Annotated in this window: 20 protein-coding genes, 9 tRNA genes, 2 rRNA genes, 1 pseudogene and 1 riboswitch (1 of these 33 running past the window's edge); of the genes and pseudogenes, 26 read left to right on the plus strand and 6 right to left on the minus strand. The window is 37.0% G+C overall.

What is annotated here, in order from left to right; translation table 11 throughout:
• The 20 genes and pseudogenes from ACUXVC_RS00885 to ACUXVC_RS00980 form a co-directional block, all read left to right on the plus strand.
• Nucleotides 1-441: ribosomal RNA gene (locus tag ACUXVC_RS00885) — 23S ribosomal RNA — on the plus strand (it extends 2481 nt beyond the left edge of the window).
• Between the two features lie 90 nt (nucleotides 442-531).
• Nucleotides 532-647: ribosomal RNA gene (gene rrf / locus ACUXVC_RS00890) — 5S ribosomal RNA — on the plus strand.
• 9 nt (nucleotides 648-656) lie between these two features.
• A tRNA-Asn gene (locus ACUXVC_RS00895) sits at nucleotides 657-731 on the plus strand.
• A 4-nt stretch (nucleotides 732-735) separates the two neighbouring features.
• Nucleotides 736-808 (plus strand) — tRNA-Thr (locus ACUXVC_RS00900).
• Nucleotides 809-829: 21 nt separating this feature from the next.
• Nucleotides 830-904: transfer RNA gene (locus tag ACUXVC_RS00905), tRNA-Glu, on the plus strand.
• A gap of 5 nt (nucleotides 905-909) precedes the next feature.
• Nucleotides 910-985: transfer RNA gene (locus ACUXVC_RS00910), tRNA-Val, on the plus strand.
• Between the two features lie 16 nt (nucleotides 986-1001).
• Nucleotides 1002-1085 (plus strand) — tRNA-Tyr (locus tag ACUXVC_RS00915).
• Nucleotides 1086-1150: 65 nt separating this feature from the next.
• Nucleotides 1151-1225 (plus strand) — tRNA-Gln (locus ACUXVC_RS00920).
• 5 nt (nucleotides 1226-1230) lie between these two features.
• Nucleotides 1231-1306: transfer RNA gene (locus ACUXVC_RS00925), tRNA-Lys, on the plus strand.
• 5 nt (nucleotides 1307-1311) lie between these two features.
• Nucleotides 1312-1383: transfer RNA gene (locus ACUXVC_RS00930), tRNA-Gly, on the plus strand.
• A 10-nt stretch (nucleotides 1384-1393) separates the two neighbouring features.
• Nucleotides 1394-1466: transfer RNA gene (locus tag ACUXVC_RS00935), tRNA-Ala, on the plus strand.
• Between the two features lie 116 nt (nucleotides 1467-1582).
• Nucleotides 1583-2728: a glycerate kinase gene (locus ACUXVC_RS00940; protein ID WP_086422769.1), complete on the plus strand. Its 1146-nt coding sequence runs from the start codon at nucleotides 1583-1585 to the stop codon at nucleotides 2726-2728.
• Between the two features lie 210 nt (nucleotides 2729-2938).
• The gene (gene rocF / locus ACUXVC_RS00945) at nucleotides 2939-3832 is read left to right on the plus strand and encodes an arginase (protein ID WP_000711574.1); all 894 of its coding nucleotides are present in this window, start codon (nucleotides 2939-2941) and stop codon (nucleotides 3830-3832) included.
• A gap of 248 nt (nucleotides 3833-4080) precedes the next feature.
• Nucleotides 4081-4902: a diadenylate cyclase CdaA gene (cdaA, locus tag ACUXVC_RS00950; RefSeq protein ID WP_053565445.1), complete on the plus strand. Its 822-nt coding sequence runs from the start codon at nucleotides 4081-4083 to the stop codon at nucleotides 4900-4902.
• Complete coding sequence (locus ACUXVC_RS00955) at nucleotides 4895-6370, plus strand: CdaR family protein (protein ID WP_064531579.1); 1476 nt, start codon at nucleotides 4895-4897, stop codon at nucleotides 6368-6370. Before cdaA ends, ACUXVC_RS00955 begins: the two co-directional genes overlap by 8 nt.
• The gene (glmM, locus tag ACUXVC_RS00960; protein WP_446025902.1) at nucleotides 6363-7709 is read left to right on the plus strand and encodes a phosphoglucosamine mutase; all 1347 of its coding nucleotides are present in this window, start codon (nucleotides 6363-6365) and stop codon (nucleotides 7707-7709) included. The genes ACUXVC_RS00955 and glmM overlap by 8 nt, the downstream gene beginning before the upstream one ends.
• A gap of 288 nt (nucleotides 7710-7997) precedes the next feature.
• Nucleotides 7998-8184: pseudogene (locus ACUXVC_RS00965) on the plus strand (hypothetical protein).
• A gap of 12 nt (nucleotides 8185-8196) precedes the next feature.
• On the plus strand, nucleotides 8197-9999 hold the full coding sequence (glmS, locus tag ACUXVC_RS00970; protein WP_000334155.1) for a glutamine--fructose-6-phosphate transaminase (isomerizing): 1803 nt from the start codon (nucleotides 8197-8199) through the stop codon (nucleotides 9997-9999).
• 251 nt (nucleotides 10000-10250) lie between these two features.
• On the plus strand, nucleotides 10251-12215 hold the full coding sequence (locus ACUXVC_RS00975; RefSeq protein WP_095689906.1) for a S9 family peptidase: 1965 nt from the start codon (nucleotides 10251-10253) through the stop codon (nucleotides 12213-12215).
• Nucleotides 12216-12322: 107 nt separating this feature from the next.
• Entirely contained in the window at nucleotides 12323-12889 is a 567-nt protein-coding gene (locus ACUXVC_RS00980) for a DUF4256 domain-containing protein (RefSeq protein WP_095689905.1), read from the plus strand.
• Between the two features lie 72 nt (nucleotides 12890-12961).
• On the opposite strand, the gene ACUXVC_RS00985 is transcribed toward ACUXVC_RS00980, so the two are convergent.
• Together ACUXVC_RS00985 and ACUXVC_RS00990 are read right to left on the minus strand one after the other, a co-directional pair.
• Nucleotides 12962-13468, minus strand: a complete 507-nt coding sequence (locus ACUXVC_RS00985; RefSeq protein WP_064531583.1) for a DoxX family membrane protein — start codon at nucleotides 13466-13468, stop codon at nucleotides 12962-12964.
• 157 nt (nucleotides 13469-13625) lie between these two features.
• A complete protein-coding gene (locus ACUXVC_RS00990; protein ID WP_095689904.1) occupies nucleotides 13626-14927 on the minus strand; it encodes a DUF5068 domain-containing protein in 1302 nt (433 codons plus the stop codon).
• 439 nt (nucleotides 14928-15366) lie between these two features.
• On the opposite strand from ACUXVC_RS00990, the gene ACUXVC_RS00995 reads away from it, so the two are divergent.
• Nucleotides 15367-16143 (plus strand): SDR family oxidoreductase, encoded by a 777-nt coding sequence (locus ACUXVC_RS00995; protein ID WP_141240953.1) that lies wholly within the window; start codon nucleotides 15367-15369, stop codon nucleotides 16141-16143.
• A 125-nt stretch (nucleotides 16144-16268) separates the two neighbouring features.
• On the opposite strand, the gene ACUXVC_RS01000 is transcribed toward ACUXVC_RS00995, so the two are convergent.
• The 4 genes from ACUXVC_RS01000 to ACUXVC_RS01015 form a co-directional block, all read right to left on the minus strand.
• Nucleotides 16269-16937, minus strand: coding sequence for a methionine ABC transporter permease (locus ACUXVC_RS01000; RefSeq protein ID WP_000527151.1), 669 nt, complete (start codon nucleotides 16935-16937; stop codon nucleotides 16269-16271).
• A complete protein-coding gene (locus ACUXVC_RS01005; protein ID WP_069354751.1) occupies nucleotides 16912-17952 on the minus strand; it encodes a methionine ABC transporter ATP-binding protein in 1041 nt (346 codons plus the stop codon). The genes ACUXVC_RS01000 and ACUXVC_RS01005 overlap by 26 nt, the downstream gene beginning before the upstream one ends.
• A 12-nt stretch (nucleotides 17953-17964) precedes the next feature.
• Nucleotides 17965-18777, minus strand: a complete 813-nt coding sequence (locus ACUXVC_RS01010; RefSeq protein ID WP_095689901.1) for a MetQ/NlpA family ABC transporter substrate-binding protein — start codon at nucleotides 18775-18777, stop codon at nucleotides 17965-17967.
• Between the two features lie 85 nt (nucleotides 18778-18862).
• Nucleotides 18863-18977: riboswitch (SAM riboswitch) on the minus strand.
• Between the two features lie 79 nt (nucleotides 18978-19056).
• Nucleotides 19057-19965, minus strand: a complete 909-nt coding sequence (locus ACUXVC_RS01015) for an NAD(P)-dependent alcohol dehydrogenase (protein ID WP_095689900.1) — start codon at nucleotides 19963-19965, stop codon at nucleotides 19057-19059.
• A 157-nt stretch (nucleotides 19966-20122) separates the two neighbouring features.
• On the opposite strand from ACUXVC_RS01015, the gene ACUXVC_RS01020 reads away from it, so the two are divergent.
• The 5 genes from ACUXVC_RS01020 to ACUXVC_RS01040 all read left to right on the plus strand — a co-directional run bounded on the left by ACUXVC_RS01020 (nucleotide 20123) and on the right by ACUXVC_RS01040 (nucleotide 26095).
• Entirely contained in the window at nucleotides 20123-20887 is a 765-nt protein-coding gene (locus ACUXVC_RS01020; RefSeq protein ID WP_000713524.1) for a DUF6612 family protein, read from the plus strand.
• A gap of 66 nt (nucleotides 20888-20953) precedes the next feature.
• Nucleotides 20954-22390 (plus strand): FAD-binding oxidoreductase, encoded by a 1437-nt coding sequence (locus tag ACUXVC_RS01025; protein WP_048655824.1) that lies wholly within the window; start codon nucleotides 20954-20956, stop codon nucleotides 22388-22390.
• On the plus strand, nucleotides 22387-22920 hold the full coding sequence (locus ACUXVC_RS01030; protein WP_000222367.1) for an MFS transporter: 534 nt from the start codon (nucleotides 22387-22389) through the stop codon (nucleotides 22918-22920). The genes ACUXVC_RS01025 and ACUXVC_RS01030 overlap by 4 nt, the downstream gene beginning before the upstream one ends.
• 78 nt (nucleotides 22921-22998) lie before the next feature.
• Nucleotides 22999-24717: a DUF3981 domain-containing protein gene (locus tag ACUXVC_RS01035; RefSeq protein WP_069354754.1), complete on the plus strand. Its 1719-nt coding sequence runs from the start codon at nucleotides 22999-23001 to the stop codon at nucleotides 24715-24717.
• A 118-nt stretch (nucleotides 24718-24835) separates the two neighbouring features.
• The gene (locus tag ACUXVC_RS01040; RefSeq protein WP_223266695.1) at nucleotides 24836-26095 is read left to right on the plus strand and encodes a multidrug effflux MFS transporter; all 1260 of its coding nucleotides are present in this window, start codon (nucleotides 24836-24838) and stop codon (nucleotides 26093-26095) included.
• Nucleotides 26096-26098 lie beyond the last annotated feature (3 nt).

Genomic DNA, 26098 nt, shown 5'->3' on the forward strand with positions numbered 1-26098 from the left:
ATCTCCCCCAAGAGTCCACATCGACGGGGAGGTTTGGCACCTCGATGTCGGCTCATCGCATCCTGGGGCTGTAGTCGGTCCCAAGGGTTGGGCTGTTCGCCCATTAAAGCGGTACGCGAGCTGGGTTCAGAACGTCGTGAGACAGTTCGGTCCCTATCCGTCGTGGGCGTAGGAAATTTGAGAGGAGCTGTCCTTAGTACGAGAGGACCGGGATGGACGCACCGCTGGTGTACCAGTTGTTCTGCCAAGGGCATAGCTGGGTAGCTATGTGCGGAAGGGATAAGTGCTGAAAGCATCTAAGCATGAAGCCCCCCTCAAGATGAGATTTCCCATAGCGTAAGCTAGTAAGATCCCTGAAAGATGATCAGGTTGATAGGTTCGAGGTGGAAGCATGGTGACATGTGGAGCTGACGAATACTAATAGATCGAGGACTTAACCATATAATATGTAGCAATGTTATCTAGTTTTGAAGGAATATATATTTAAAATTCCTTTTGACATTCTGAAAAGAATGTGTATAATGATAAAAGTCTGGTAATGATGGCAGAGAGGTCACACCCGTTCCCATACCGAACACGGAAGTTAAGCTCTCTAGCGCCGATGGTAGTTGGGACCTTGTCCCTGTGAGAGTAGGACGTTGCCAGGCTTGTATTATTCCGCAGTAGCTCAGCGGTAGAGCTATCGGCTGTTAACCGATCGGTCGTAGGTTCGATTCCTACCTGCGGAGCCATTATGCTTCCATAGCTCAGCTGGTAGAGTACTTCCATGGTAAGGAAGAGGTCACCGGTTCAAGCCCGGTTGGAAGCTTGGAAAAGTTTTTAAATTTTTGGCCCGTTGGTCAAGTGGTTAAGACACCGCCCTTTCACGGCGGTAACACGGGTTCGAATCCCGTACGGGTCACCACTTTTGGAGGATTAGCTCAGCTGGGAGAGCACCTGCCTTACAAGCAGGGGGTCGGCGGTTCGATCCCGTCATCCTCCACCATATATGTTTAAATGTCGGAGGGGTAGCGAAGTGGCTAAACGCGGCGGACTGTAAATCCGCTCCTTCGGGTTCGGCAGTTCGAATCTGCCCCCCTCCACCATTTTCTTAAAAATAACCTGAAAGGGTTTATTTTTTTGAGAAGATAACCATACTAGTAAATATTAATGGGCTATAGCCAAGCGGTAAGGCAACGGACTTTGACTCCGTCATGCGCTGGTTCGAATCCAGCTAGCCCAGCCATTTACGAGCCATTAGCTCAGTTGGTAGAGCATCTGACTTTTAATCAGAGGGTCGAAGGTTCGAATCCTTCATGGCTCACCATTTTCGCGGAAGTAGTTCAGTGGTAGAATACAACCTTGCCAAGGTTGGGGTCGCGGGTTCGAATCCCGTCTTCCGCTTTATTACTAAGGGGCCTTAGCTCAGCTGGGAGAGCGCCTGCCTTGCACGCAGGAGGTCAGCGGTTCGATCCCGCTAGGCTCCATCTAAATAGAAAAAGCTTACATCATATGATGTAAGCTTTTTTGTGTTTAAAAAGACAACTTTTATATTTATCGTTTAAAATGAAGAAAACGTAAAAATAAGGGATGGGGGATAATTGTGAAAGTTGTTATTGCATCTGATTCATATAAAGAAAGCCTAAAAGCTATAGAAGTATGTGAAGCTATTGAAAGAGGTTTTAGAGCAATTTTTCCTAATGCAAAGTATGTGAAAATACCAATTGGAGATGGAGGAGAAGGGACGGTTGAATCGCTTGTTGATGCTACAGGGGGGAGAATTATATCAATTAGTGTGACAGGACCGCTTAGAGAAAGTGTGCAAGCTTTTTATGGCGTGTCTAAAGATAAAAAGACAGCGTTTATTGAAATGGCAGCAGCATCAGGATTACAGCACGTTCCAGTTGAAAAGCGAAACCCACTTATTACAACGACAAAAGGAACAGGAGAACTTATATTACATGCGCTAAATCAAGGGGCGGAGTACATAATTTTAGGACTTGGAGGAAGTGCTACAAATGATGGTGGGGCAGGCATGTTAGCAGCTTTAGGAGTAAGATTTATAAATGATAAGGGTGAAGTAATAGATCCATCTGGAGGTACGTTACATTCGATTGTTGCTATTGATTTTTCACAAATGGACCCACGCTTAAAGGGGGTAAAGATAGAAGCGGCATGTGATGTGGATAATCCATTAGTCGGAATGCAGGGAGCATCTTTCGTATTTGGGAGACAAAAGGGTGCGAATATAGAGATGATGAAAGAGCTAGATGAGAATTTAAAACATTATGCGAATATCCTTAAAAGATATGTATCTTCTGATGTATCTGAAATACCTGGTGCAGGGGCAGCAGGAGGAATGGGGGCGGCTGTTATTTCAGTGCTAAAGGGAGACTTGCGAAGGGGCATTGAAATTGTATTGGATTATACAAATTTCGATAAACATATAGAAGATGCAGATCTCATTATAACTGGTGAAGGTAGAATAGATGAACAAACTGCATATGGGAAGGCTCCTGTTGGTGTTGCGGGGCGTGCGAAACGTTTTTCTGTGCCTGTAATTGCCATTGGAGGGTCTGTATCATCTGATTATTCAGCCGTGTACGAGAAAGGAATAGATGCGGTATTTAGTATTACAACGAGACCGATGACACTAGAAGAAGCATATAGAGTAGCAGAAGAAAATATTGAAATGACAACGAAGAATATTGCAACAGTATGGAAAATAGCGTCAGAAAAACACTTCTAAATGTAGGGGTGTTTTTTTATTATTATTTAATAATAGTGATTGTGATTGTTTCATTAAGTTAACTTTATACATAGAATAGTCTTGAAATTTGATTTTGAACGTGAATATAAGTGAATAATTTGTATAACCATACAGAAAAATGTCGAGTTGAGTCAGACTATATAAAAGATTTAAAATATTTAGTGAAGGCACAGAAGGGGGATACTATCTATGAAAAAAGAAATCTCAGTTATTGGAGTTCCAATGGATTTAGGGCAGATGCGTCGTGGCGTTGATATGGGACCGAGCGCAATCCGTTATGCAGGGGTAATTGAAAGAATTGAAGAAATTGGATATGACGTTAAAGATATGGGAGATATACGTATAGAGAGAGAAAAAGAGATAGATGAAAATACAAAATTAAGAAACCTTACACAAGTTGCAACTGTATGTAATGAATTAGCAAGTAAGGTGGATCATATTATAGAAGAAGGACGTTTTCCACTTGTATTAGGTGGTGACCATAGTATTGCTATCGGTACATTAGCTGGTGTAGCAAAACATTATAAAAACTTAGGTGTTATTTGGTATGATGCACACGGTGATTTAAATACAGAGGAAACTTCACCATCTGGAAATATTCACGGTATGTCACTTGCAGCAAGTTTAGGTTATGGACATTCTTCACTTGTAGATTTATATGGAGCATATCCAAAGGTGAAAAAAGAGAATGTCGTAATTATCGGTGCGCGTGCATTGGATGAAGGAGAAAAAGATTTCATTCGCAATGAAGGTATTAAAGTGTTCTCAATGCATGAAATTGATCGTATGGGGATGACGGCTGTTATGGAAGAAACAATCGCATATTTATCTCATACTGATGGTGTACATTTATCATTAGATTTAGATGGTCTTGATCCTCATGATGCACCAGGTGTTGGGACGCCTGTAATTGGTGGTTTATCTTATCGTGAAAGCCACTTGGCGATGGAAATGTTAGCAGAAGCGGATATTATCACATCTGCTGAATTTGTTGAGGTAAATACGATTTTAGATGAGAGAAATAGAACGGCAACAACAGCAGTTGCTTTAATGGGTTCTTTATTCGGTGAAAAACTAAAATAAATGTAAGAAAAGCAACTGAGAAGTTGCTTTTTTTATTTGAAAATAAGCGTATAATAATGATTTATATTATACTGTACAATAAAAATGTTTGACATCTTACCAATTTGAGCTAAAGGGGGTTGTTTGTAATTGTCGTTTGTTTCATGTATGGTATAATTAACTAGTTGTTGGAAATACATACAGATAGAGCATAAAACAATATTTCAATATATGGATAGAATTGCTCGTAAGTAGGAGGAAGGGATAGCATGCCTTTTGAAGATACGACCATTTTGAAATATCTTAGTACGGCATTAGATATTGCCATTGTATGGTTTATTATATATAAGCTAATTCTTATAATCCGAGGGACGAAAGCTGTTCAACTTTTAAAAGGGATTACAGTTATTATCGTCGTTAAGATGATCAGTATTTTCCTTGAATTGCGTACGCTATCTTGGCTAACTGAACAAGTATTAACGTGGGGATTTTTAGCCGTTATTATTATCTTTCAGCCAGAATTGCGAAGAGCACTTGAGCAGCTAGGGCGCGGGAGTTTATTTTCGCGTGTTGGACCGCATGAGGATGATGAACCTGAAATGGTTGCAACAGCGATAGCAAAAGCAACCGAATATATGGGGAAACGTAGAATAGGTGCATTAATTACTTTGTCAAAAGAGACCGGTATGGGTGATTATGTGGAAACGGGTATTCCGCTGAATGCAAACGTATCATCGGAATTACTTATTAATATTTTTATTCCAAATACACCTCTTCATGACGGAGCGGTAATTATGCAAGGAAGTACAATTAAAGCAGCAGCATGCTATCTTCCATTATCAGAAAGTCCGTTTATTTCTAAAGAATTAGGAACTAGACATCGTGCTGCAATGGGAGTTAGTGAAGTTACTGATAGTATTACAGTAGTTGTGTCTGAAGAAACTGGTCAAATTTCTTTAACGAAAAATGGTAAGTTGCATCGTGATTTGAAGACAGAACAGCTGAAGGATATGTTATTAGCTGAATTTAGTGGGAACGAAAAAACGACTTCTTCGTCTTTATGGAATTGGAGGAGAAAGCGTCATGGATAAGTTAATGGAGAATCATTGGTTTTTAAAAGGGATCTCATTACTATTGGCGTGTATGCTTTTTATGTCAGCGACGTTAACTGAGAAAAATACGACATCAGGTATATTACCTTTTGCAAATGATACGAAAGAAACATTAACTAATTATGAGATTAATCTTAAGTATGATGAGGAGAAATATATTGTAAGTGGTATTCCAGCAGAGGGCGTTAAGGTGAAGTTAGAAGGCCCAAAAGCATCAGTTGCTACAGCAAAAGCAAAAAAACAATTTGACATACCAATTGATTTGCGAGATAGTCCAAAAGGAACTTATGAGATTTCTTTAAAAACGAACGGGCTTCCAGACGATGTGAAAGGAACAGTTCAGCCATCAACAATTAAAGTTACTCTTCATGAAAAGGCGAGAAAATATGTTCATGTAGATTTGAAATTATCAAATGAGGATCAAATGCCAGCGGGGGCTACTCTCGAAAAATCAAGCATTAAACCGGATACTGTTGAGGTAGTTGGGACGAAAGAAGAAATTGAAAGCATTTCATCTGCCAAAGCGTATGTTGATTTAAAAGGTGTTAATAAAACTGTTACAAAAACGCCCGAAGTTACATTATACAATAAAGAAGGAAAACGTTTAAATGTAAGAACAAGTCCATCTAAAATTAGTGTAACGTTGAATGTGGCAACGCAAACTACAGCCAATAATACTGAAAAAACTGTTCCTGTAACGTATACGAAGAAGGGGAGTTTAGCAGAAGGATTGGCAGTTACAAATATCAGTGTCGAGCCGAGAGAGGTAACGATAGCTGGTCCAAAAGATATTTTGGATAATATACAATCGCTAGAGGGGGTCGAAGTAGATCTTAGTCAATTGACAGAGTCTACAACATTCGATGCCTCTGTTTTATTACCCAAGGGTGTAACCAGTGCAAAACCGAATCAAGTGAAGGTTTCAGTGGGAGTGCAAAAAACAAAACAAACGAAAACAAAAACGATTGATGGCATCCCAATCCAAAAAAATGGCCTTTCTAAAGATGTTACGGCTCAGCTAATTTCGCCGCAAGATGGAAAGATAAGTGTTGATATTTCAGGAGAAGCAAGTATAGTAGATAAAATAACAGCTGCCCAAATAACAGCGGTAATTAATTTGCAAAATGTATCTTCAGGGACGAAAGATATTTCTATTCAAGTGAGTGGTCCTGGTAATATTTCAATAGAGCCAAAACAAAAAAGTGCTAAAGTTACTATTGTAAAGAAAGAAAAACCAGATAAAGAAGTACAGGGTAACGGTCAACAACCGGATTCAAACACCAATCAAGAAAATCAAAATGAGAAGCCAAAAAATCCTGAATCCAATCAAGAAAAAGAAACGGAACAGGAAAGTAATCAAAATAAAGATAAAGAAAATAGTCAAGAACCAACGGTAGATAACCATAATCAAAAAGAGCAAGAAAAAGGAGCGAATCATAATGGGTAAATATTTTGGTACAGATGGAGTACGTGGAGTTGCAAATAAGGAGTTAACACCTGAATTAGCTTTCAAAATTGGGCGTTTTGGTGGTTATGTATTAACAAAAGATACAGATCGTCCAAAAGTAATTATCGGTCGTGATACACGTGTATCTGGTCATATGTTAGAAGGAGCTTTAGTAGCAGGTCTATTATCAACTGGAGCAGAAGTAATGCGCCTTGGCGTTATTTCTACACCGGGCGTTGCTTATTTAACAAAAGCACTAGATGCACAAGCAGGTGTTATGATTTCTGCATCTCATAATCCAGTACAAGATAACGGTATTAAATTCTTTGGTTCAGACGGCTTTAAATTAACAGATGAGCAAGAAGCTGAGATTGAAGCTTTATTAGACAAAGAAGTTGATGAACTACCACGTCCGACAGGTACTAATCTTGGACAAGTGAGTGATTACTTTGAAGGTGGACAAAAATATTTACAGTACATTAAACAAACTGTTGAAGAAGATTTCTCTGGCCTACATATCGCTTTAGATTGTGCACATGGTGCAACTTCGTCTCTAGCTCCATACTTATTTGCAGACCTAGAAGCTGATATTTCAACAATGGGAACTTCTCCAAACGGTATGAATATTAACGAGGGTGTAGGATCTACACATCCAGAAGGCTTAGCTAAATTGGTAAAAGAAAAAGGTGCGGATATCGGACTTGCTTTTGATGGCGATGGCGACCGTTTAATTGCTGTAGACGAAAAAGGAAACATCGTTGACGGTGATCAAATTATGTTTATTTGTGCGAAGTACATGAAAGAAACTGGTCAATTAAAACATAATACAGTTGTTTCAACTGTTATGAGTAACTTAGGTTTCTACAAAGCACTTGAAGCAAACAATATTACAAGTGATAAAACAGCAGTTGGTGACCGCTATGTAATGGAAGAGATGAAACGCGGTGGTTACAACTTAGGTGGAGAACAATCAGGCCATATTATCTTACTTGATTACATTACAACTGGTGACGGAATGTTAAGTGCACTTCAACTTGTAAACATCATGAAAATGACGAAAAAACCATTATCTGAGCTTGCAGGAGAAATGACGAAATTCCCACAATTGCTAGTAAACGTTCGTGTAACAGATAAAAAATTAGCATTAGAAAATGAAAAAATTAAAGAAATTATTCGTGTTGTAGAGGAAGAAATGAACGGTGATGGCCGTATTCTTGTTCGTCCATCTGGAACAGAGCCACTTATTCGTGTAATGGCAGAAGCACCAACACAAGAAGTTTGTGATGCATATGTACATCGCATTGTAGAAGTTGTGAAAGCCGAAGTTGGCGCTGAGTAATTAGCTGAATTTATATGAAAAAGGAGCACAAAAAGTGCTCCTTTTTCATATGTTTTATAGACGATGAAAAAAATTTCATTGACGGTTTATCCATGTTTGTTATAAGATGGTCTTGTTCTTTTTCTCAAAGGAAATATTGTAAATTATAAAAGCGCCAGAACTACAAATAGTGTAGTTGACGAGGTGGGGTTTATCGAGATTTCGGCGGATGACTCCCGGTTGTTCATCACAACCGCAAACTTTTACTTAAATCATTAAGGTGACTTAGTGGACAAAGGTGAAAGTGTGATGAGAGAAGAGGAACGGATGAAAACTAGCTGTATAAGTATATACGGACTTAAACCCAATCGAGAGGAAGGTGAAAGCCGTTACAAGCTTACAGGGCTAGCAATATGTAATCCGTTTTTTTAGTATAAATAAAAATGGTATCGGACTATGTCGTTACATGTTCGCAGAGCAGTGTAAGCATTTGTAACGGCGACTAAACATGTGTGGAATCGTAGGATTTATTGGAGAGCAAGATGCAAAGGAAATTTTATTAAAAGGTTTAGAAAAGCTAGAATATCGTGGATATGATTCAGCAGGTATTGCAGTACAAGCAGAGAACGGTGTTGTTGTATACAAAGAAAAAGGCCGTATCGCAAAACTTCGTGAAATCGTAGATGAGAATGTAGCAGCAAGCGTAGGTATCGGACACACACGCTGGGCTACACACGGTGTTCCAAGTAAAGTAAACGCGCATCCGCATCAAAGTACATCAAAACGCTTTACACTAGTTCATAACGGTGTAATTGAAAACTATGAATTAGTGAAAAAGGAATATTTACAAGATGTAACGTTCGTAAGTGAAACAGATACAGAGATTATCGTACAGCTTATGGAACAACAAGTGAGCACAGGATTAAGTGTAGAAGAAGCGTTCCGTAATACGCTATCTCTTTTACATGGCTCTTATGCAATCGGATTACTTGATGCTGAAAATCCAAACATGATTTATGTTGCTAAAAACAAAAGCCCGCTATTAGTAGGTGTTGGTGACAACTTTAATGTTGTGGCGAGCGACGCTATGGCGATGTTACAAGTTACAGATCAATTTATTGAGTTAATGGATAAAGAAATCGTAATCGTAACGAAAGAAAGTATTACAATTAAAAACTTACAAGGTGAAACGATTGAACGTGCACCGTTTACAGCGGAATTAGATGCAAGTGATATTGAAAAAGGAACATACCCTCATTTCATGCTTAAAGAAATCGATGAGCAACCACTTGTAATCCGTAATATAATTCAAAAGTATCAAGATGAAAATGGCGAAATTGAATTAAATCAAGACATTCGCAATGCGATTTTAGATAGCGATCGTATTTACATCATTGCATGTGGAACGAGCTATCATGCAGGTCTTGTTGGAAAACAATTTATCGAGAAGTTTGCAAAAATGCCAGTTGAAGTGCATGTAGCAAGTGAATTCTCTTACAACATGCCATTATTAACAGAAAGACCATTCTTCATTTACATTTCACAAAGTGGTGAAACTGCTGATAGCCGTGCAGTACTTGTACAAACAAATGAAATGGGTCATAAAGCATTAACAATTACAAACGTGCCTGGTTCTACTCTTTCTCGTGAAGCTGATTATACACTTCCGTTATATGCTGGACCAGAAATTGCAGTTGCATCAACGAAAGCTTACACAGCACAGCTTGCAGTACTTTCAATTTTAGCAGCTGATATTGCTAAAGCAAAAGGTGAAGTTCTTGATTTCGATTTAACACACGAACTAGGACTTGTAGCAAATGCAATGATAGAACTTTGTGATCAAAAAGAAGAAATGGACGCATTAGCAAAACAATTTTTAGCGACAACGCGTAACTGTTTCTTCATCGGACGTAGCGTAGACTTCTACGTAGGATTAGAAGGTGCGTTAAAACTAAAAGAAATCTCTTACATCCAAGCAGAAGGATTTGCTGGAGGAGAGTTAAAACACGGTACAATCGCTTTAATCGAAAATGGTACACCAGTTATCGCACTTGCTACACAAGAGCACGTAAACCTTGGAATTCGCGGCAACGTGAAAGAGGTAGTAGCACGCGGTGCTAACCCATGTATCATCTCAATGAAAGGCTTAGAAATGGAAGGTGACAGCTTCGTATTACCAGCTGTACACGAAGCACTAGCACCGCTAGTAGCAGTTATTCCATTACAACTTATCTCATACTACGCAGCACTTCACCGCGAGTGTGACGTTGATAAGCCACGTAACTTAGCTAAGTCTGTTACTGTTGAGTAGGAGATTGGTAGGTTAATAAATATATGAATCGGTACCCCTTTAGATATTGTATCTAAAGGGGTATTTTTTATTGAAAAAGAAAATCTAAAATTGGTAGGTGAATAGAACCCTATAGATTAAATTTTTACTTTATCAGATTTACTTTTATTTATCTGAATTTTCCGCTATCATTTTAAGTATGCGTGAACAATTTTCTTTATTATGAAGAGAAGAGACGATAGATTCATGGACATTATAAGGGGGCTTATTATATGGAAGTGAAAGCAAAAACATATTTAAGTATAGAAGAGATTATTTCATTACCGACCTTAGCGAGTACAAATATAAGTGATGATGGCAAAAACGTAGCATTTGTAAAGAAGACAGCTAACTGGGAAGACAATGCGTATAGAAATCATGTATGGATATATGAGAAAGATAAAGGGCAGAGTTACCCACTAACAAATGGAGATATAGATAGTACACATCCATTATGGTCTCCAGATTCTAAGACTATTGCATACCTTAGCCCAGGTGGGGACGGGGCTAATACAAATCAGATCTTTGTTAAGTCAATAGACGGTGGTAGTGAGGTTCAAATTACGAATGAGAAGGATGGAGTTAATACATTCAAATGGGAGCCTACTGGTAAAGGTTTTTATTATATTGCACAGTCAAAAGAATGTGAGGGCATAAAGAAACGTAAGGAACTATATGGAGATTTCCACCATGTAGGTAAGGAACATCGAAATAATTGTTTATACTACATTGAGATAGAAAAGGTAATACAAAATGATAAAGAGGAACGCGAGATTAAAGGTGCTTATCAACTAACGGATGGTAAGGATTTTTATATACATAACTTTGATATTTCAAATGATGGGAAAAAGGTTGTATGTATGGTTACACCAAACTTAAACGATTATATGAATAGTGATCTATACATATTAGATGTTGAAGCTGGGGCACTACAAAAGATGAATATAAATAAGTTGTTAGGAGCGAGTGTCTGCTTTTCTCCAGAGGGCAGCAAAATTTGTTACTCAGCAAGCATAAGAGAGAAGGATTACTATAGAAACCATATACAAGATAGTACATTAGAGATATATGATATGAATACGGGAGAGGTAATTCAACCTTTAATAAATTTTGATAGTACGGTTATGCCATTACAGTGGACGGCTAAAGGGATTTTAATTAGATGGCAGGATAAAACGAATTACCGTATTGGATTGCTATGTGAGAATGGCACTGTGGAAATGCTAAACGAACCAGTAGATGGGTTTATAATGGATGCCTCTATAACAAAGGATGGCAAATATATATCCTACAATAAGGCAATAACAAATGAAACCTTTGAAATCTATTTAGACAATAAAAAAATAACGGATGAAAATAGCTTTTTCAAAGTGAAACTTAGAAGTAACAGGGAAATCATCTCATGGAAAAGTAGCGATGGTCTTGAAATAGAAGGTGTTTTATCAACGCCAGTAGAGTTTGATACTAATAAAAAATATCCTTTATTAGTAGTAATTCACGGCGGTCCGGCTTGGGCGTCTTTTCCGATATTTTCAGACTGCTTCAATGAGAAATATCCGATTGAACAGTTTATCGAAAAAGGCTTTATCATTTTAGAACCAAATTACAGAGGAAGTTCAGGTTATGGTAATGAATTTTTAAAAGCTAACTATAGAAAACAGGGGATTGCTGACTACGATGATGTTATATCTGGAGTGGATGAACTAGTAGAAAAAGGGATGGTAGACAAGGATAGAGTAGGAGTTATGGGATGGAGCAACGGTGGATATGTATCAGCTTTCTGTTCTACATTTAGTAGTCGATTTAAAGCTATTTCAGTTGGCGGTGGAATCACTAACTGGAGTAACCATTATGTAAATACAGATATACCTTACTTTATTAGAATGTATTTAGGAAATACTCCATGGAATGATCCAGATATATATATGAAGACATCACCTATGACGTATATTAAATCAGCTTGTACGCCTACCTTAATTCAGCATGGAGAAAAGGATGCAAGAATTCCAATTACAAATGCATATGATCTATATCAAGGATTAATGGATATGGAAGTGGATACAGAATTAATTATATTTAAAGGAATGGCATATAGTCCTAATCAGCCGGGAATGAATGTAGCTATTATGAAGCAGAATTTGATGTGGTTTTCACACTATATTCTTGGAGAAAGTATGGAGGGTTTTAGAACTTTATAATGGATGTTTGTACAAGACATAAGGCTGAAACGGTCTTCATCTTGAGATGATTTATTATAAAATATATACTTAAACTAATATCTGTACACACATCAGGGAGGACTAATATGACAGGAAATAAAAATGACTTACTAGTAGAAAAACGTCAAGAGTTATTGAAAGTATTGCAAGCTCGTTTTGAGAAAAATATGAACCGCCATGAAGGTCTTGAATGGGCTAAGGTTGAAGCTAAGATAGAAGCTAATGCTGAAAAATTATGGTCACTTAACGAAATGGAAGTAACTGGCGGTGAGCCGGATGTTGTCGGTTATGATGAAGAAAAGGACGAATATACTTTCTATGATTGTTCAAAGGAGAGTCCTAAAGGCCGCAGAAGTCTTTGTTATGACCTTGAAGCATTAGAATCAAGAAAAAAACATAAACCAGAAAATAACGTTATTGATGTTGCCAATGCTATGGGCATTGAATTATTAACGGAAGAACAGTATCGGGAATTGCAACAACTTGGCGATTTTGACATGAAATCATCAAGTTGGGTACAAACACCTTCAGATATTCGAGAACTCGGTGGTGCTTTATTTTGCGATTATCGCTTTGGACATGTTTTCGTGTACCACAATGGAGCAGACTCTTACTATGCTGCCAGAGGTTTTCGTGGCTCGTTAAAATTTTAAATTAGGATAAATAAGAAAAAGAGCCTATACTCAGGCTCTTTTTCTTATTTATATTTTAAAAGTAAACTGTTACTACGCAGTTTTACTTAATTTATATGTTCCGTGGTTATTTTTACGGAAAAGTTTAGGGAAAACATAGCCATCTAATCCAATACGTCCAGCGTTTTGCCCTGCAACTAAAATGAACATAGTTAAAATAAGCAGATTTGGGTTTACACTAACAGTTCCGCTTAATAAAAATGAAAGATTCATTATGATTCCGAAAAATGCAGCTGTTTTTGTTAATCCGCCTAAAATTAAACCTAGACCTACTAAAATTTCTCCCCATTGAACTAAAAAGCTAAATAGGTCTGCGTTTGGAAGAACAAAATGTTGAAGAAAATCTGCCCACCAACTTTGTACTGCAGGATGGTCACCTGATGCTTGAGCGATAGCGCCCTTTAGAAAACCACTTGCATCAAAAGATTGTCCGAAAACTTTACCTATCCCAGCAGCGAGCCATTTATACCCTATGTAAAGCCGTAAAAGTAATAATATGAAAGCAGCACGTTTATCAGTTCTTAAAAAATTGATAATCATTGAAATCCCTCCAATATTGTATTTACAAGTTTATTATATATCTATTGTGAAAAGATTCACAATGGATAAAGTGTGAACAAAAATGGTGTTTTTATAAAATGAAAAAGGCATATAACAATCATATGTTATATGCCTTTTCTAATATATACTTAGTAACTTATTTAGGTAATGTAAATTTAGCTTTTTTACCTTGTGAAATATCTTTAGCTTCTTTATTTCTCATAGGTCCTAACTCAATCTCAAAGCTTTTGTCTTTCCAAATCTTTTCATACTGCTCTTGATCTAAAATATATACTTGTAGTAACTCTCCAGATGTTCCAGTTTTAACTGCAGCATTATAGTCATAATTTAATAGCATACCTTCATTAATCGTATATTGTGTACCATCATTCACTCTTAATGTAGAGCTTATAGGAGATAGTGAAACGTCTTGAACATCTTTGTTATCAAGCTTGAATTTTACTGTTAACAGAACAAGACCGTTTTTAAAATTTGCAAAGCGTGGAGCTTCGACGGAATTTGGTGTGAATTGAGTGAATTGGTATCCGTCTAATGTAACATTAACAGCGCCTAATTCTTGGTTGTTATTAATACTTGATTTCTCTTTTAACATTTTTTTATCGCCCATGTTATTAGCTGTAGCTTTATCTTGGTAGAAAGTATTATCTGTTGCAACTTTTTCAGCACCCTGTTTGTTTAAACTTAATGAAAAGCTTCCAGGATTTCCGATTGGAGCATCAAATTTTCCTTTATTAGCTTGTGCATTTGGGACTGTGACTGAGACTGTTGAGAGACTTGAAATTTTCGCTAGATCATCTTTTCCAAATGGATAAGCGATATAACCAGAAATAGTTTCTCCTGCTTTTACTAAGTAATCATTCGTTGGAGCAAGTTTAGTTGGGAGCTGATCTTCTTTTGGAATTAAATCTTTATAGTTACTATATGCTTTCTGCGCGCCAGTAAATGACATGTCCAATGCTGGCATATAATAAATATCTTTAGCTGAACTATTTTTTACGCTGTAGTTCACAAGAATAACTCCGCCTTCTGTTTGACGATTAAACGGAATATCGAAGTTTGTATGGAATCCATTTAATTCAACTAATGTGTAACTATTCATTGATACTGAAACATCTTCAGCTTTATAGACTTGTGGTTCTTTATTTTCAAAAAGAACTTTTGTTTTACCACCTGTTTCTTTTTCCATATAGGAAATCAGCTTAGAGTAGTCGCTTGATCCAGTAGCTGTATTTTCAGGCTTTTTATCTTCAGTTTTTTTATCTTCGGATTTTTTTTCAGTAGGTTTACTTTCTTTCGTTGTATCTGTTTTTTCCGTTTTGCTTTCTTTTGTTGCATTCTCTTTTTGTTCTTTATTTGTCGTATCGCTTTGACCACAGCCGGTTATTACAAAAGCTGCTACGATTACTGCAGAAAATAAAGAAAGTAATTTTTTTGACATATTTCTTCCCCCTATTTGTTTAAAACTAAATTCTCACATTAGCCCCACGTTTTATTATAAGAAGGTTAGTCAATATTTACCAGTATTTTTCTGATTATTTCCATTATTTATTATATTATAATATAATAAACTCGATAGAAGTTTGGAATGGAATATTGGTTTTTATTTTTTTATCATTTGAAATAGTACATCATATTGGTATGATAGAAACAGAGATATATGGAAAGGAGACAAGGACTCGATATGTGGATGAACTTGTAATGATTAGAAATTGGATAGATGAATTTTTCTCTCATAAGTGAGGGTTTATTTAGCTATTTGTAAATCATGCAAGGACTGCATAGTTGGCTTGTACATCCCTTTTGTAAGGACAGAGGTCTAGGTGGGGAAATTTATATCTCTTATATAAAATATGCGTCCTTTAAACTTGGAGGAGTATATGATGAAACAATTAAAAAATAAAGTAGCAGTTGTTACAGGCGTAAGTCGTCTAGACGGTATAGGAGCAGCGATTTGTAAAGAATTAGCTGGAGCAGGATACGATATATTTTTTACGTATTGGACAGAGTATGATAAAGAGATGCCTTGGGGCGTTGAGAAAAATGAACAAATACAATTAGAAGAAGAGCTATTACAAAACGGTGTTAGAGTATCGAGCATGGAGTTAGATTTAACTCGGAATGATGCACCGAAAGAGCTTATAAATAAAGTTACTGAACAATTAGGGTACCCTCATATATTAATTAATAATGCAGCATATTCTACGAATAATGATTTCTCTACGTTGACTGCTGAAGAATTAGATAAGCATTATATGGTTAATATTCGTGCGACTACATTGCTCAGTAGTCAATTTGCCCGAGGATTTGATAAGAAATTTGGTGGTAGAATTGTTAATATGACTTCGGGGCAATTTCAAGGTCCTATGGCAGGAGAACTAGCTTATGCGACAACGAAGGGAGCTATTGATGCTCTTACTAGTACGTTGTCAGCAGAGGTAGCTCATTTAGGAATAACAGTGAATGCAATTAATCCAGGACCAACTGATACAGGATGGATGACTGAAGAGATAAAACAAGGGTTAAAGCCGATGTTTCCTTTTGGCAGAATTGGTGAGCCAAAGGATGCAGCTAGACTCATTAAATTTTTAGTAAGTGAAGAAGCTGAGTGGATTACGGGGCAAGTTATTCATTCAGAAGGTGGATTTAAAAGGTAAAGTGAAACTTTAATCAGTGGGGGGGTTCATCACCCACTGATTATTAGTTGAACCAATCGGGCTTTTACTGCCCGTTAATGCGGGATAAAAAGAAGGTATCTCCCCCTGGGGAGATACCTTCTTTTTTAATCTTTCTTCAGTCTTCGTGCAACACCATTTCCTAAAGACTGTAATCCTTGAACGAGGATAATTAAAATAAAGACAGTTGCATACATTACTTCAGGCTCGTAGCGTAAATGTCCGAAGCGGTATGCTAAATCCCCTAGCCCGCCAGCACCCACAAGGCCAGCCATTGCTGTTGCGCCAATTAAGCCAATTGTTGCGATTGTTAATCCAAGTACAAGGGAGGGACGAGCTTCTTTAACCATGACGTGCCAAATGATTTTTATAGTAGAGACTCCCATCGCTTGGTAGGCTTCAATGACACCGCGATCGACTTCTAGTAAAGCTGTCTCCATTAAACGTGCGATATAAGGAGCTGTGAAGACGACAAGAGGTACGATAACACCTTGTACGCCAATGGATGTTCCCATTAGAAACTTTGTAAAAGGTAAGATGAAGAATAATAGAATGATAAATGGAAGAGAGCGAATGATATTAATAATTGTATTAAGAATAGGATAGATGATTTTATTTTCACGCTGCCCACCAGGTCTCGTTAAAACAAGTGTGACGCCAAGTGGCAGTGCAATAAGGATTGAGATGAGTAATGAAATAGATGTCATTTGAAAGGTTTGAATTGTGGCTTCCCATATGACTTTACCCCATTCATCCAAAAAGGACTTGTTTCCCATAATCTGTTCTACCTCCTTCTACAATGATTCCTTGCTCTTGTAAAAATGATAAAGCACGGTGGATTTCATTTTGTTCTCCTTGCATATGAACGACTAGTTTCCCATATGCTTCATGTTTTAACTGCGTAATATTACCGGATAAAATATTCGGATACACTTGGAAACGTTTTGTGGCAACAGCTAAGGCAGGTTCACCTGAAGTAGTGCCAATAAATGAAAGTGTTACAATTTCTCCAGTATTCTGTAGTTCTTTCTGTACCTCTTCTGGAATTTTAGCTGCAAAGGCGCTATTTACAAATTTCTTCGTTGTTACATGTTGTGGGTTTGTGAAAATATCTTTCACAGTCCCGCTTTCGACTACAGATCCATGTTCCATAACGGCAACGCGGTCGCATATACGTTGGATAACGTTCATTTCGTGTGTAATGAGTAAAATCGTAATTCCAATTTCTTCGTTAATCTTTAATAACAAATCAAGAATAGAATCAGTTGTTTCTGGATCTAAAGCACTCGTTGCTTCGTCACTTAATAACACTTCAGGCTCATGTGATAGTGCACGTGCAATTGCAACGCGCTGTTTTTGACCGCCAGAAAGTTCACTTGGATAAGCATCTTTTCGATTGAAAAGATCGACAATGCGTAAATATTTTTCTACCCTTTTTTTAATTTCCACTTTTGGAATACCAGCAAGGCGTAAAGGTAATGCAATGTTTTCATAGATGCTAACAGTTTTAAGTAAATTGAATCCTTGAAAGATCATTCCGATTTTTTGTCTCGCTTTTGCTAGTTCTTTTGTCGATAACGTTGTTAAGTCTTGTTCGTTTACAATGATATTTCCTGTCGTTGGTTTTTCTAATAAATTTACACATCGAATCAATGTACTTTTACCAGCGCCACTATACCCAATGATTCCAAATACCTCGCCTTTTTCTACTTTAAGGGAAGTAGACTTAAGAGCCTCAACATTCCCTTTTTTTGTTGTAAATACTTTGGATATGTTTTTTAATTCAATCATTATCGTCAGCTCCTACCAAGATGGTAAAACTGAACCATCAAATTTTTTCTCGATAAACTCTTTTACTTCTTTAGATTGATAAGCTTTCTTTAATTTATTTACAACGGCATCATCTTTATTTTCAGTACGAACAACAACCCAGTTCACATATGGTGAATCTTTTCCTTCGCGGAAAATAGAATCTTTCGCTGGACTTAATTTTGCACCTAATGCAAAGTTTGTGTTAATTGCAGCTGCTTTCACTTCACTTAGTTGCGTTGGTAATTGAGATGCCTCTAATTCGACAATCTTTAATTTTTTTGGATTTTCAATTACATCTTTTGCAGTCGCTTTTTCTGTAGCCTTTGGATCAACTTTTAAAACCCCTGCTTTTTCAAATAATTTTAAAGCTCGAAGTTCATTCGTTGGGTCATTTGGTACAGCAATTGCATCGCCCTCTTTTAAGTCTTTTACATCTTTTATATCTTTAGAATATACGCCCATAGGGAATGTTACTGTTGAAAATACTTCAGCTAATTTCATATTGCGTTCAGCTTTAAATACATCTAAATACGATTTCGTTTGGTAGCTATTTACATCAAGGCTTTTTTCATCTAAAGATACGTTTGGCGCTACATAATCATTAAATACTTTTATGTCAATTTCCAGACCATCTTTTGCTGCAACTTCTTTTACCTTTTCAAAAATTTGTTCATGTGGTCCACCTGTTACACCGACAGTAATCTTTTTCTCGTCTAATGCTTTTACCTCTTTATCTGAAATCGCGCTACATGCGCCTAATAATAATACTGCTCCGCTTACAATGCTTAATAATACCTTTTTCATCTATAAATCCCCCTTCATATACGTTCCAAAATAAAAAGCACCTCCCAAAAATAAGAGAGGTGCCGAATAGACGAAATAGATTCCTCTCTTATCTTCCAAAACGAAAACTCGTTTTGCAGGAATTAGCACCTTAGCTTATACGTCATAAGCTCGGTTGCCGGGCATCATCGGGCCAGTCCCTCCGCCACTCTTGATAAGAGTATGTGTATGTAGTTTTGAATATGGTACTAATAGTAAATCTTACAAAAAGAATTGTCAATTATATTTTCAGAATATATTTTATTTTAAGGTAATCGAAACATTTCCTTTCTTATGGCCCATTTCTACATACGTATGGGCTTCTACAACTTCTTCTAATCGGTAAGTTCTATCAATAACAGGTTTTAGCTTTTCTGTTTCAGCTAGTTGTTTTAGTAGGTTCATATCTTCTTTACTGACCTTTGCCATCATTCCGTTCACAGATACATATTTTCCATTAGGCATTAATGCATCTGTACAAAGAGACTTTTTATATTTTCCAACTGCGTCAAATATAATATCGTAGTGATCGCCCCGCTTAGTAAAATCTTCTTTCATATAATCAATTACGTTGTCTGCCCCTAAAGCTGTTACTAAATCGAAATTCGAACTACTACAAATGGCTGTGACAGTCGCCCCGAAGTATTTAGCAAGCTGTACGGCAGCTGTCCCTACTGACCCAGAGGCGCCGTATATAAGTACTCGTTGCCCTTTTTTTATCTGTCCTTTTCTAAGGAAGTGCAATGCTGAAGTTCCGCCAAAAGGAATAACGGCAGCTTCTTCATATGTCACATTGGTAGGTTTTAATGCTATTAATCCACTTTCATGCACGCATGTGTATTCCGCATAACCACCAAGGTTTAGTTCTGTTAATGCAAAAACTGGATCTCCTTTTTTAAATTGTGTTACATCTGATCCAATGTCTTCGATTTCACCGGATAACTCTACGCCAAGTATAGGTTTTCTCGGTTTTCTGAAACCTAATATGATCCGCATAGGAATCCAAAATAAGAGGGGGCTATTAAAGCCACGTATTCTACAATCTCCAGTCGATACACTTGTTGCGTGAATTTTAACTAATACTTCATTTTTCTTAGGTTTAGGCTTTTCTATATTTTGAAGCTGGAGAACATTAGGTGGTCCATACTTTGTGCAAATAATAGCTTTCATAATGACCTCCTGAAATGAGTTGTTATTATTTACATCATATTTAAACTTTTTCTCAAACATGTTGCTATATAGGAAATAAATTTAAAGAAGAATATTACGAATTATATAGATTTCATAGGAAAAGAGATGATATTATTTTTGGGAAGGAGGGGACGTTATGAAAAAATTTATTTTAATTTCAAGTTTAGTACTTGCAGTCGGTCTAGGAGTAGGGTGTAGTAATGAGAAAACAAAAAAGACTGATGAGCCGAAAAAAGAAGCTGTGCAGAAAGAAAAGGAATTAACAGCGAAGGATGTTTTCAATAAAGCGAATGAAGCTTTTAAAAACGAAGAAAATGTAACGATGACATATGATGTGGGAATAAAGGCTGAAGGAACAGAGATGAATGTAATAAAGGCCAAAATGCAATTAGAGCCGAAGCAAAAAAATTCTCGTTCTGAAATGAATGTTTCTGGTACAGAGGTTGTTGTTTATGATGTGGGTGGCAAAATTGCTGGTCAGTTGAAAAATCCTAATACGGGTGAAGTGATGTCTGTACCAGAGGAACAATTAAATGCTAACGGAATGAATGCAACTCAAGGAATGGTAGATAATTTAGAGATTCCATCGGAAATTTTAAATAAAGTGAAGATGGAGAAAAGTGGAGATAATTATAAGCTGAAGTTTGCATTAAAAGGGCAAGAGACAGAGAGTATGTTAGCTAGTATGGATGAAAAGCAGAAACAAATGCTACAAGGCCAAAATGCAAAGATAGAAGAAATAGATGGAGAATATATTATTACAAAAGATTTTAAATATGAATCAGCAAAGATAGATATGGTTATGAGTAGCAATGGTGAGGATAAAGCGCACATTATTACGGATGCGAAGTTTACATCGTATGATAAATTTGATCCAATACAATTGCCAGCAGCAAAGTAATCACTGTCAAGAGAGGTACCTGAAAGAACGGGTATCTCTTTTTGTTGCTAGTAAGGAGAGTGTCCTTTGAAAAAAAGAAAGATAGTAGTGGTCATTGTCGCATATACGGTTTTGCTTGCAACGTCTGTACATACGTATAAAAAACAAATTGATCATCCTATTATGAGTGATGTAGGTAAATTGCTTCCGACAAAAATAAAACGTGTTGAAAGTGCTACGGAAGAGCACTCGTTAATAAAATTAGTGCGAGATGCAAAAGTTTCAGGAGAGAAAATTTCCATTGCAGGCATGCAACATAGCCAAGGAGGACAGACATATTATCCGAATGGCACGATGCTCGATATGAAAGGATATAATAAAATATTAGAATTCGATCCAGAGAAGAAGCGTATTACAGTTCAAAGTGGTGTCACGTGGAATGATATTCAGAAGAAAATAAATCCATATGGCCTTGCGGTACAGGTCATGCAGTCTCAAAATATTTTTACTGTTGGTGGTTCATTAAGTGTAAATGTACATGGGCGTGATATTCGTCATGAGGCACTAATTGATACAGTAGATTCATTTAGATTGTTAATGGCAGATGGCACGATACGTAATGTAAGTAGAGAAGAAAATGCAGAGTTATTTCCATATGTCATTGGGGGTTACGGTTTATTTGGAGTTATTTTAGATGTGACGCTGAAGTTAACAGATGATGAATTATATGAAATGCACACAAGAATGATAGATTATAAAGAATACGCATCTTATTTCAAAGAGAAAGTGAAAAGAGATGAGAATGTTCGTATGCACTTAGCGCGTATTTCTGTTGCTCCAAATTCATTTTTAAAAGAGATGTATGTGACGGATTATACTTTGGCACAAAATCAAAATATGAGAGAAGAGTACAGTGAATTAAAGGAAGAAAATATTATAGCTGCACCTAAATTTTTACTTGGGTTATCACGTTATAGTGATTGGGGAAAGAATACATTTTGGGATATACAAAGAGGTTATTTTGAACGTACAGATGGAAAGTATGAGACGCGTAATAATGTTATGAGATCAGATAGTGCTTTTATGGAATATGAAAATCCAAATAGGACCGAAGTGTTACAAGAATACTTTGTGCCTATAGATGCTTTCACGGAGTATATAGATGATTTACGTAACGCATTAAATGAAGAAGAGTTTAATTTACTCAACATTACGATTCGTTACGTGGAAAAGAATGAAAATGCAGTTTTGTCCTATGCGAAAGATGATATGTTTGCGCTGGTTCTTTTGATTAACCAGGGACGCTCAGAGAGTGAGATAAAGAAAACAGAGGATGTCATTCGGAAGATGATTGATGTTACTTTAAAGCATAACGGTAGTTACTATTTGCCGTACTATTCTTATCCAACGAAAGAGCAGTTAAAAAGGGCATATCCTCGTATTGAAGAATTTCTTAAGAAAAAGAAGGAAGTAGATTCAGAAGAGAGATTTGTTAATTTATTTTATAGGGAGTATACGAAATGACATATAGAAGATTTGTGGCTTCGCAAAGTATTATCATGATGGCAGGAAGTATGGTATTTCCTTTTTATATATTATTACTTCGAAACGTTGGAAATAGCTTCTCGCAATTTGGCTGGGCGTATGGCTTATTTGCTTTAACATCAGCACTTGTATATCCACTAGTGGGAAAGGTATCTGATCAAGTAGGTGATAAAAAATTATTAATCATATACGCTTGGTCCATGGCAATCTTAATGCTTTGCTTTCCGATTGCCACGGAAGTATGGCATGTGTATATTCTTCAAATTGTAATGGGAGTTTTAGGTGCTGTGCAGCGTAATACTGAGAAGACTTCATTAGCACGAAAGGTGGCGCAGGAAAAGGCTGGTTATGAGATTGGAAAATACCATGTGTGGACATCCATTGGCGGAGCAGTAGCGGTTATTGCCACGGGATATTTAGTAGATTTCTTTACGATCGGTACAATTTTTTATATTGCATCTATTCTATATGTAGTGAGCGGGATTGTATTAAGTAGTAAAAAAATATAACTATTCCTATTTTCACCTTAATACCCTTTATTTGCTATACTAAAAGGGAATACAAAAGAAAAGGGGACAGTGCCTTTGATGAAATTTGTAGTTTTAGCTATTCTTACTTTGTTTTTGATTCCATGGACAAGAAGTAGTAGTAAGCTTCGAGCAGTGGATAAGAAGGGAGATAAGAAGGTTGTAAAGGGTAAGAAATCATCTATTTTAGTTATTCCTGTTTTATTTTGGATAGGTATTGCAATCTATGAATACTTTTGGCTAATTGATGATCGAGTAGACTCGATTCTTACTCATTATTCTGTTGCAGTAGCAATTTTAATTGGGCTTGTTTTATTTTCACAAGATCAAATAGGGAAATTAGAAGGTACATTAAAAGGACTTCTAATGTTTATTTTACTCGCAAGTTACGGCTACTTTGGTTATTTGCACGATATAGTAATCTCGCAAAAGAAATATGATTCTGTTGTTAAGATAGAGAAAGATATTTCAGAGCCATTTACTGAAAATGATCAGCCGTTTACAGTGCCGCCAAAGACAGCGGAGAATAAGATGAAAAAAGTATTTGGTGATATTCCGAAAGTAGCTTATTTTGAGCTAGGAGAATTAACGCCACAAATGGTAAACGGCGAAGCTTTATATGTAGCGCCGATTGAAGTTTCAGGATTTTTTAAAGCGCGTAAAGCTGAGACAATTCCAGGGTATGTAACGATGTCAGGTACGAATCCTGATGCGGAAGCGAAACTGCACCTCGGTTATAAAATGAAATATGTGCCAAGCATGTTTTTTGGTAATAATTTAGAGCGTGTGGTAAGGCAAGCAGAACCAAATTTAATCTTTAAAGGAAAACCTAAATTTGAGGTTGATGATAAAGGAAAACCATATTATACAATGACGTATGGTGAATTTATTTCAGGAAGATCTGGATTTGAGGTAGAAGGTGTTGTCGTAGTAGATGCACAAACAGGTGAAGTGAAAAGATATGATAAAGGAAAGGCACCTAAATTTGTTGATGGTGTATTAAATCATGAGACTGCATCTACGTTAAATACGTACTTTGGTAAATATATTCACGGATTTTGGAATACGAAATTCTCACAAACAGATATGAAAATTCCGACTGAGTGGGGAACGAAAGAAGGCGTGACCCCGATCTTTGGTAAAGATGGAACACTGTATTATTTTACAGACTTTACTTCTCCAAAAGAAGGAGTAGATTCAGCCCTAGGCTATTCATTAGTAGATGCACGCACAGGCAAGCTATATTACTATAATGGAAAAGAAGTGAAGGGGATTATGGATGGTTCAGCAGCTACAGAAGTAGTGGATAATTCCTTTAAGAGAGAGAAATGGCATGGGACAATGCCTGTCATTTATAACGTATACGGAAAACCAGCTTGGATTATTCCGGTTGTTGATGACGGAGGCCTAGTACGTGCACATACAGTTGTATATGCTGCTAATGCAAAAATATTTGCGACAGGTTCGACGCAGAAAGAAGCGCTTGAGAATTATAAAAACGTAATGAGCGGTAATGGTGATACCTTTAGACCAACCTCAACAGGAAAAGAAGCGCAAAAAGAAGGTATTGTACAACGTGTATATAAAGAGAAATCAGGTGAAAATACAATCGTGTACGTACTTTTAGAGAATGAACAAAAGGTATTTATGATACCAGTGAAGAAATTCCCGTATGCTATGTTTACAGAAGTAGGAGACCCAATTCAAATTACATATTTAGATACAGGAGAGACGATGGCCTCGGTATCTAAATTTACGAATAGCAATGTGAAAAAGTAAAGCGATAGAATTTCTATCGCTTTTTTTTACATTATGAAAGAGGAAAATGCGCTGTACTTGACGTATGTTTATGATGTAACTATAATTGTTACGATTCAGTGTGTATAGGAAAGGGTGAATTGAAAAAGTGAATGAAGTTAATCACGAAATATACAAACCTGTAAAGGCAAACAGGTTATGGATGATTCTTGTATTAGGAACACTTACGGCGATTGGGCCATTATCTATTGATATGTATTTGCCTTCATTACCGAAGTTAACGGATGATTTGCAAACAGGTGCATCCCTAGCGCAGCTTACATTAACAGCTTGTTTGCTTGGGCTGTCAGTAGGACAATTATTTGTTGGCTCAATTAGCGATATTTATGGAAGACGCAAACCACTTATTATTGCTCTTATTATTTATGTTGCTTCTTCTTTACTTTGTGCTGTTGCGCCATCTATTTGGACATTAGTATTATTGCGCTTCCTACAAGGAGCTTCAGGATCAGCCGGGATTGTTATATCACGTGCAATGGTACGTGATATGTACTCAGGTTCTGAAATGACGAAGTTTTTCTCACTGCTTATGTTAGTAAACGGAGCAGCACCTATTTTGGCACCGATTATTGGGGGGCAATTATTACAGTTTACAACGTGGCGCGGTGTTTTCATCGTTCTTGGAGCAATTAGCGTATTCATGTTAATCTCAGCTACTTTTGTATTGCGTGAAACATTACCTCCTGAAGAAAGAGAAACGGGTGGTTTGTCAGGGACTTTGGCGACGTACGGAAAATTGTTAAAGGACCGTCTGTTTATGGGATATGCATTGTCACAAGGATTAGTAACAGCGGCAATGTTTGCATACATTTCGGGCTCACCATTTGTGTTGCAGAACATATACGGAGCATCACCACAGCAATTTAGTTTATTCTTTGCGATTAACGGCATCGGTATTATTATTGCTAGTCAGGTAACGGGTCGTTTAGCGGGGAAAGTGAATGAGAAGACATTATTTGTTGCTGGTATTATTATCGCAGCTGTTGGTGGCCTATCTTTACTACTGACAATCGTACTAGGAATAGGTTTAATCGGTGTTTTATGTTCGTTATTCCTTGTTGTATCAAGTGTCGGGGTTGTATCAACAACTGGGTTCTCATTAGCGATGAGAAATCAGAAGCAAGCTGCAGGAACAGCTTCAGCTTTATTAGGCTTATTACAGTTCATTTCAGGAGCCCTTGTCGCTCCGCTAGTAGGTATTGGTGGGAGTAATACAGCGTTACCGATGGGTGTTGTTATTGCGCTTTGTGAAGTAGGAGCAGTATTATGTTATCTATTTATGGCCAGAAGAAGTGAGAAGCAGTTTGAACTGCAACAAAGACAAAATTTAGAGGCTTAACAA

The sequence above is a fragment of the Bacillus sp. N6 genome, from assembly GCF_052805735.1.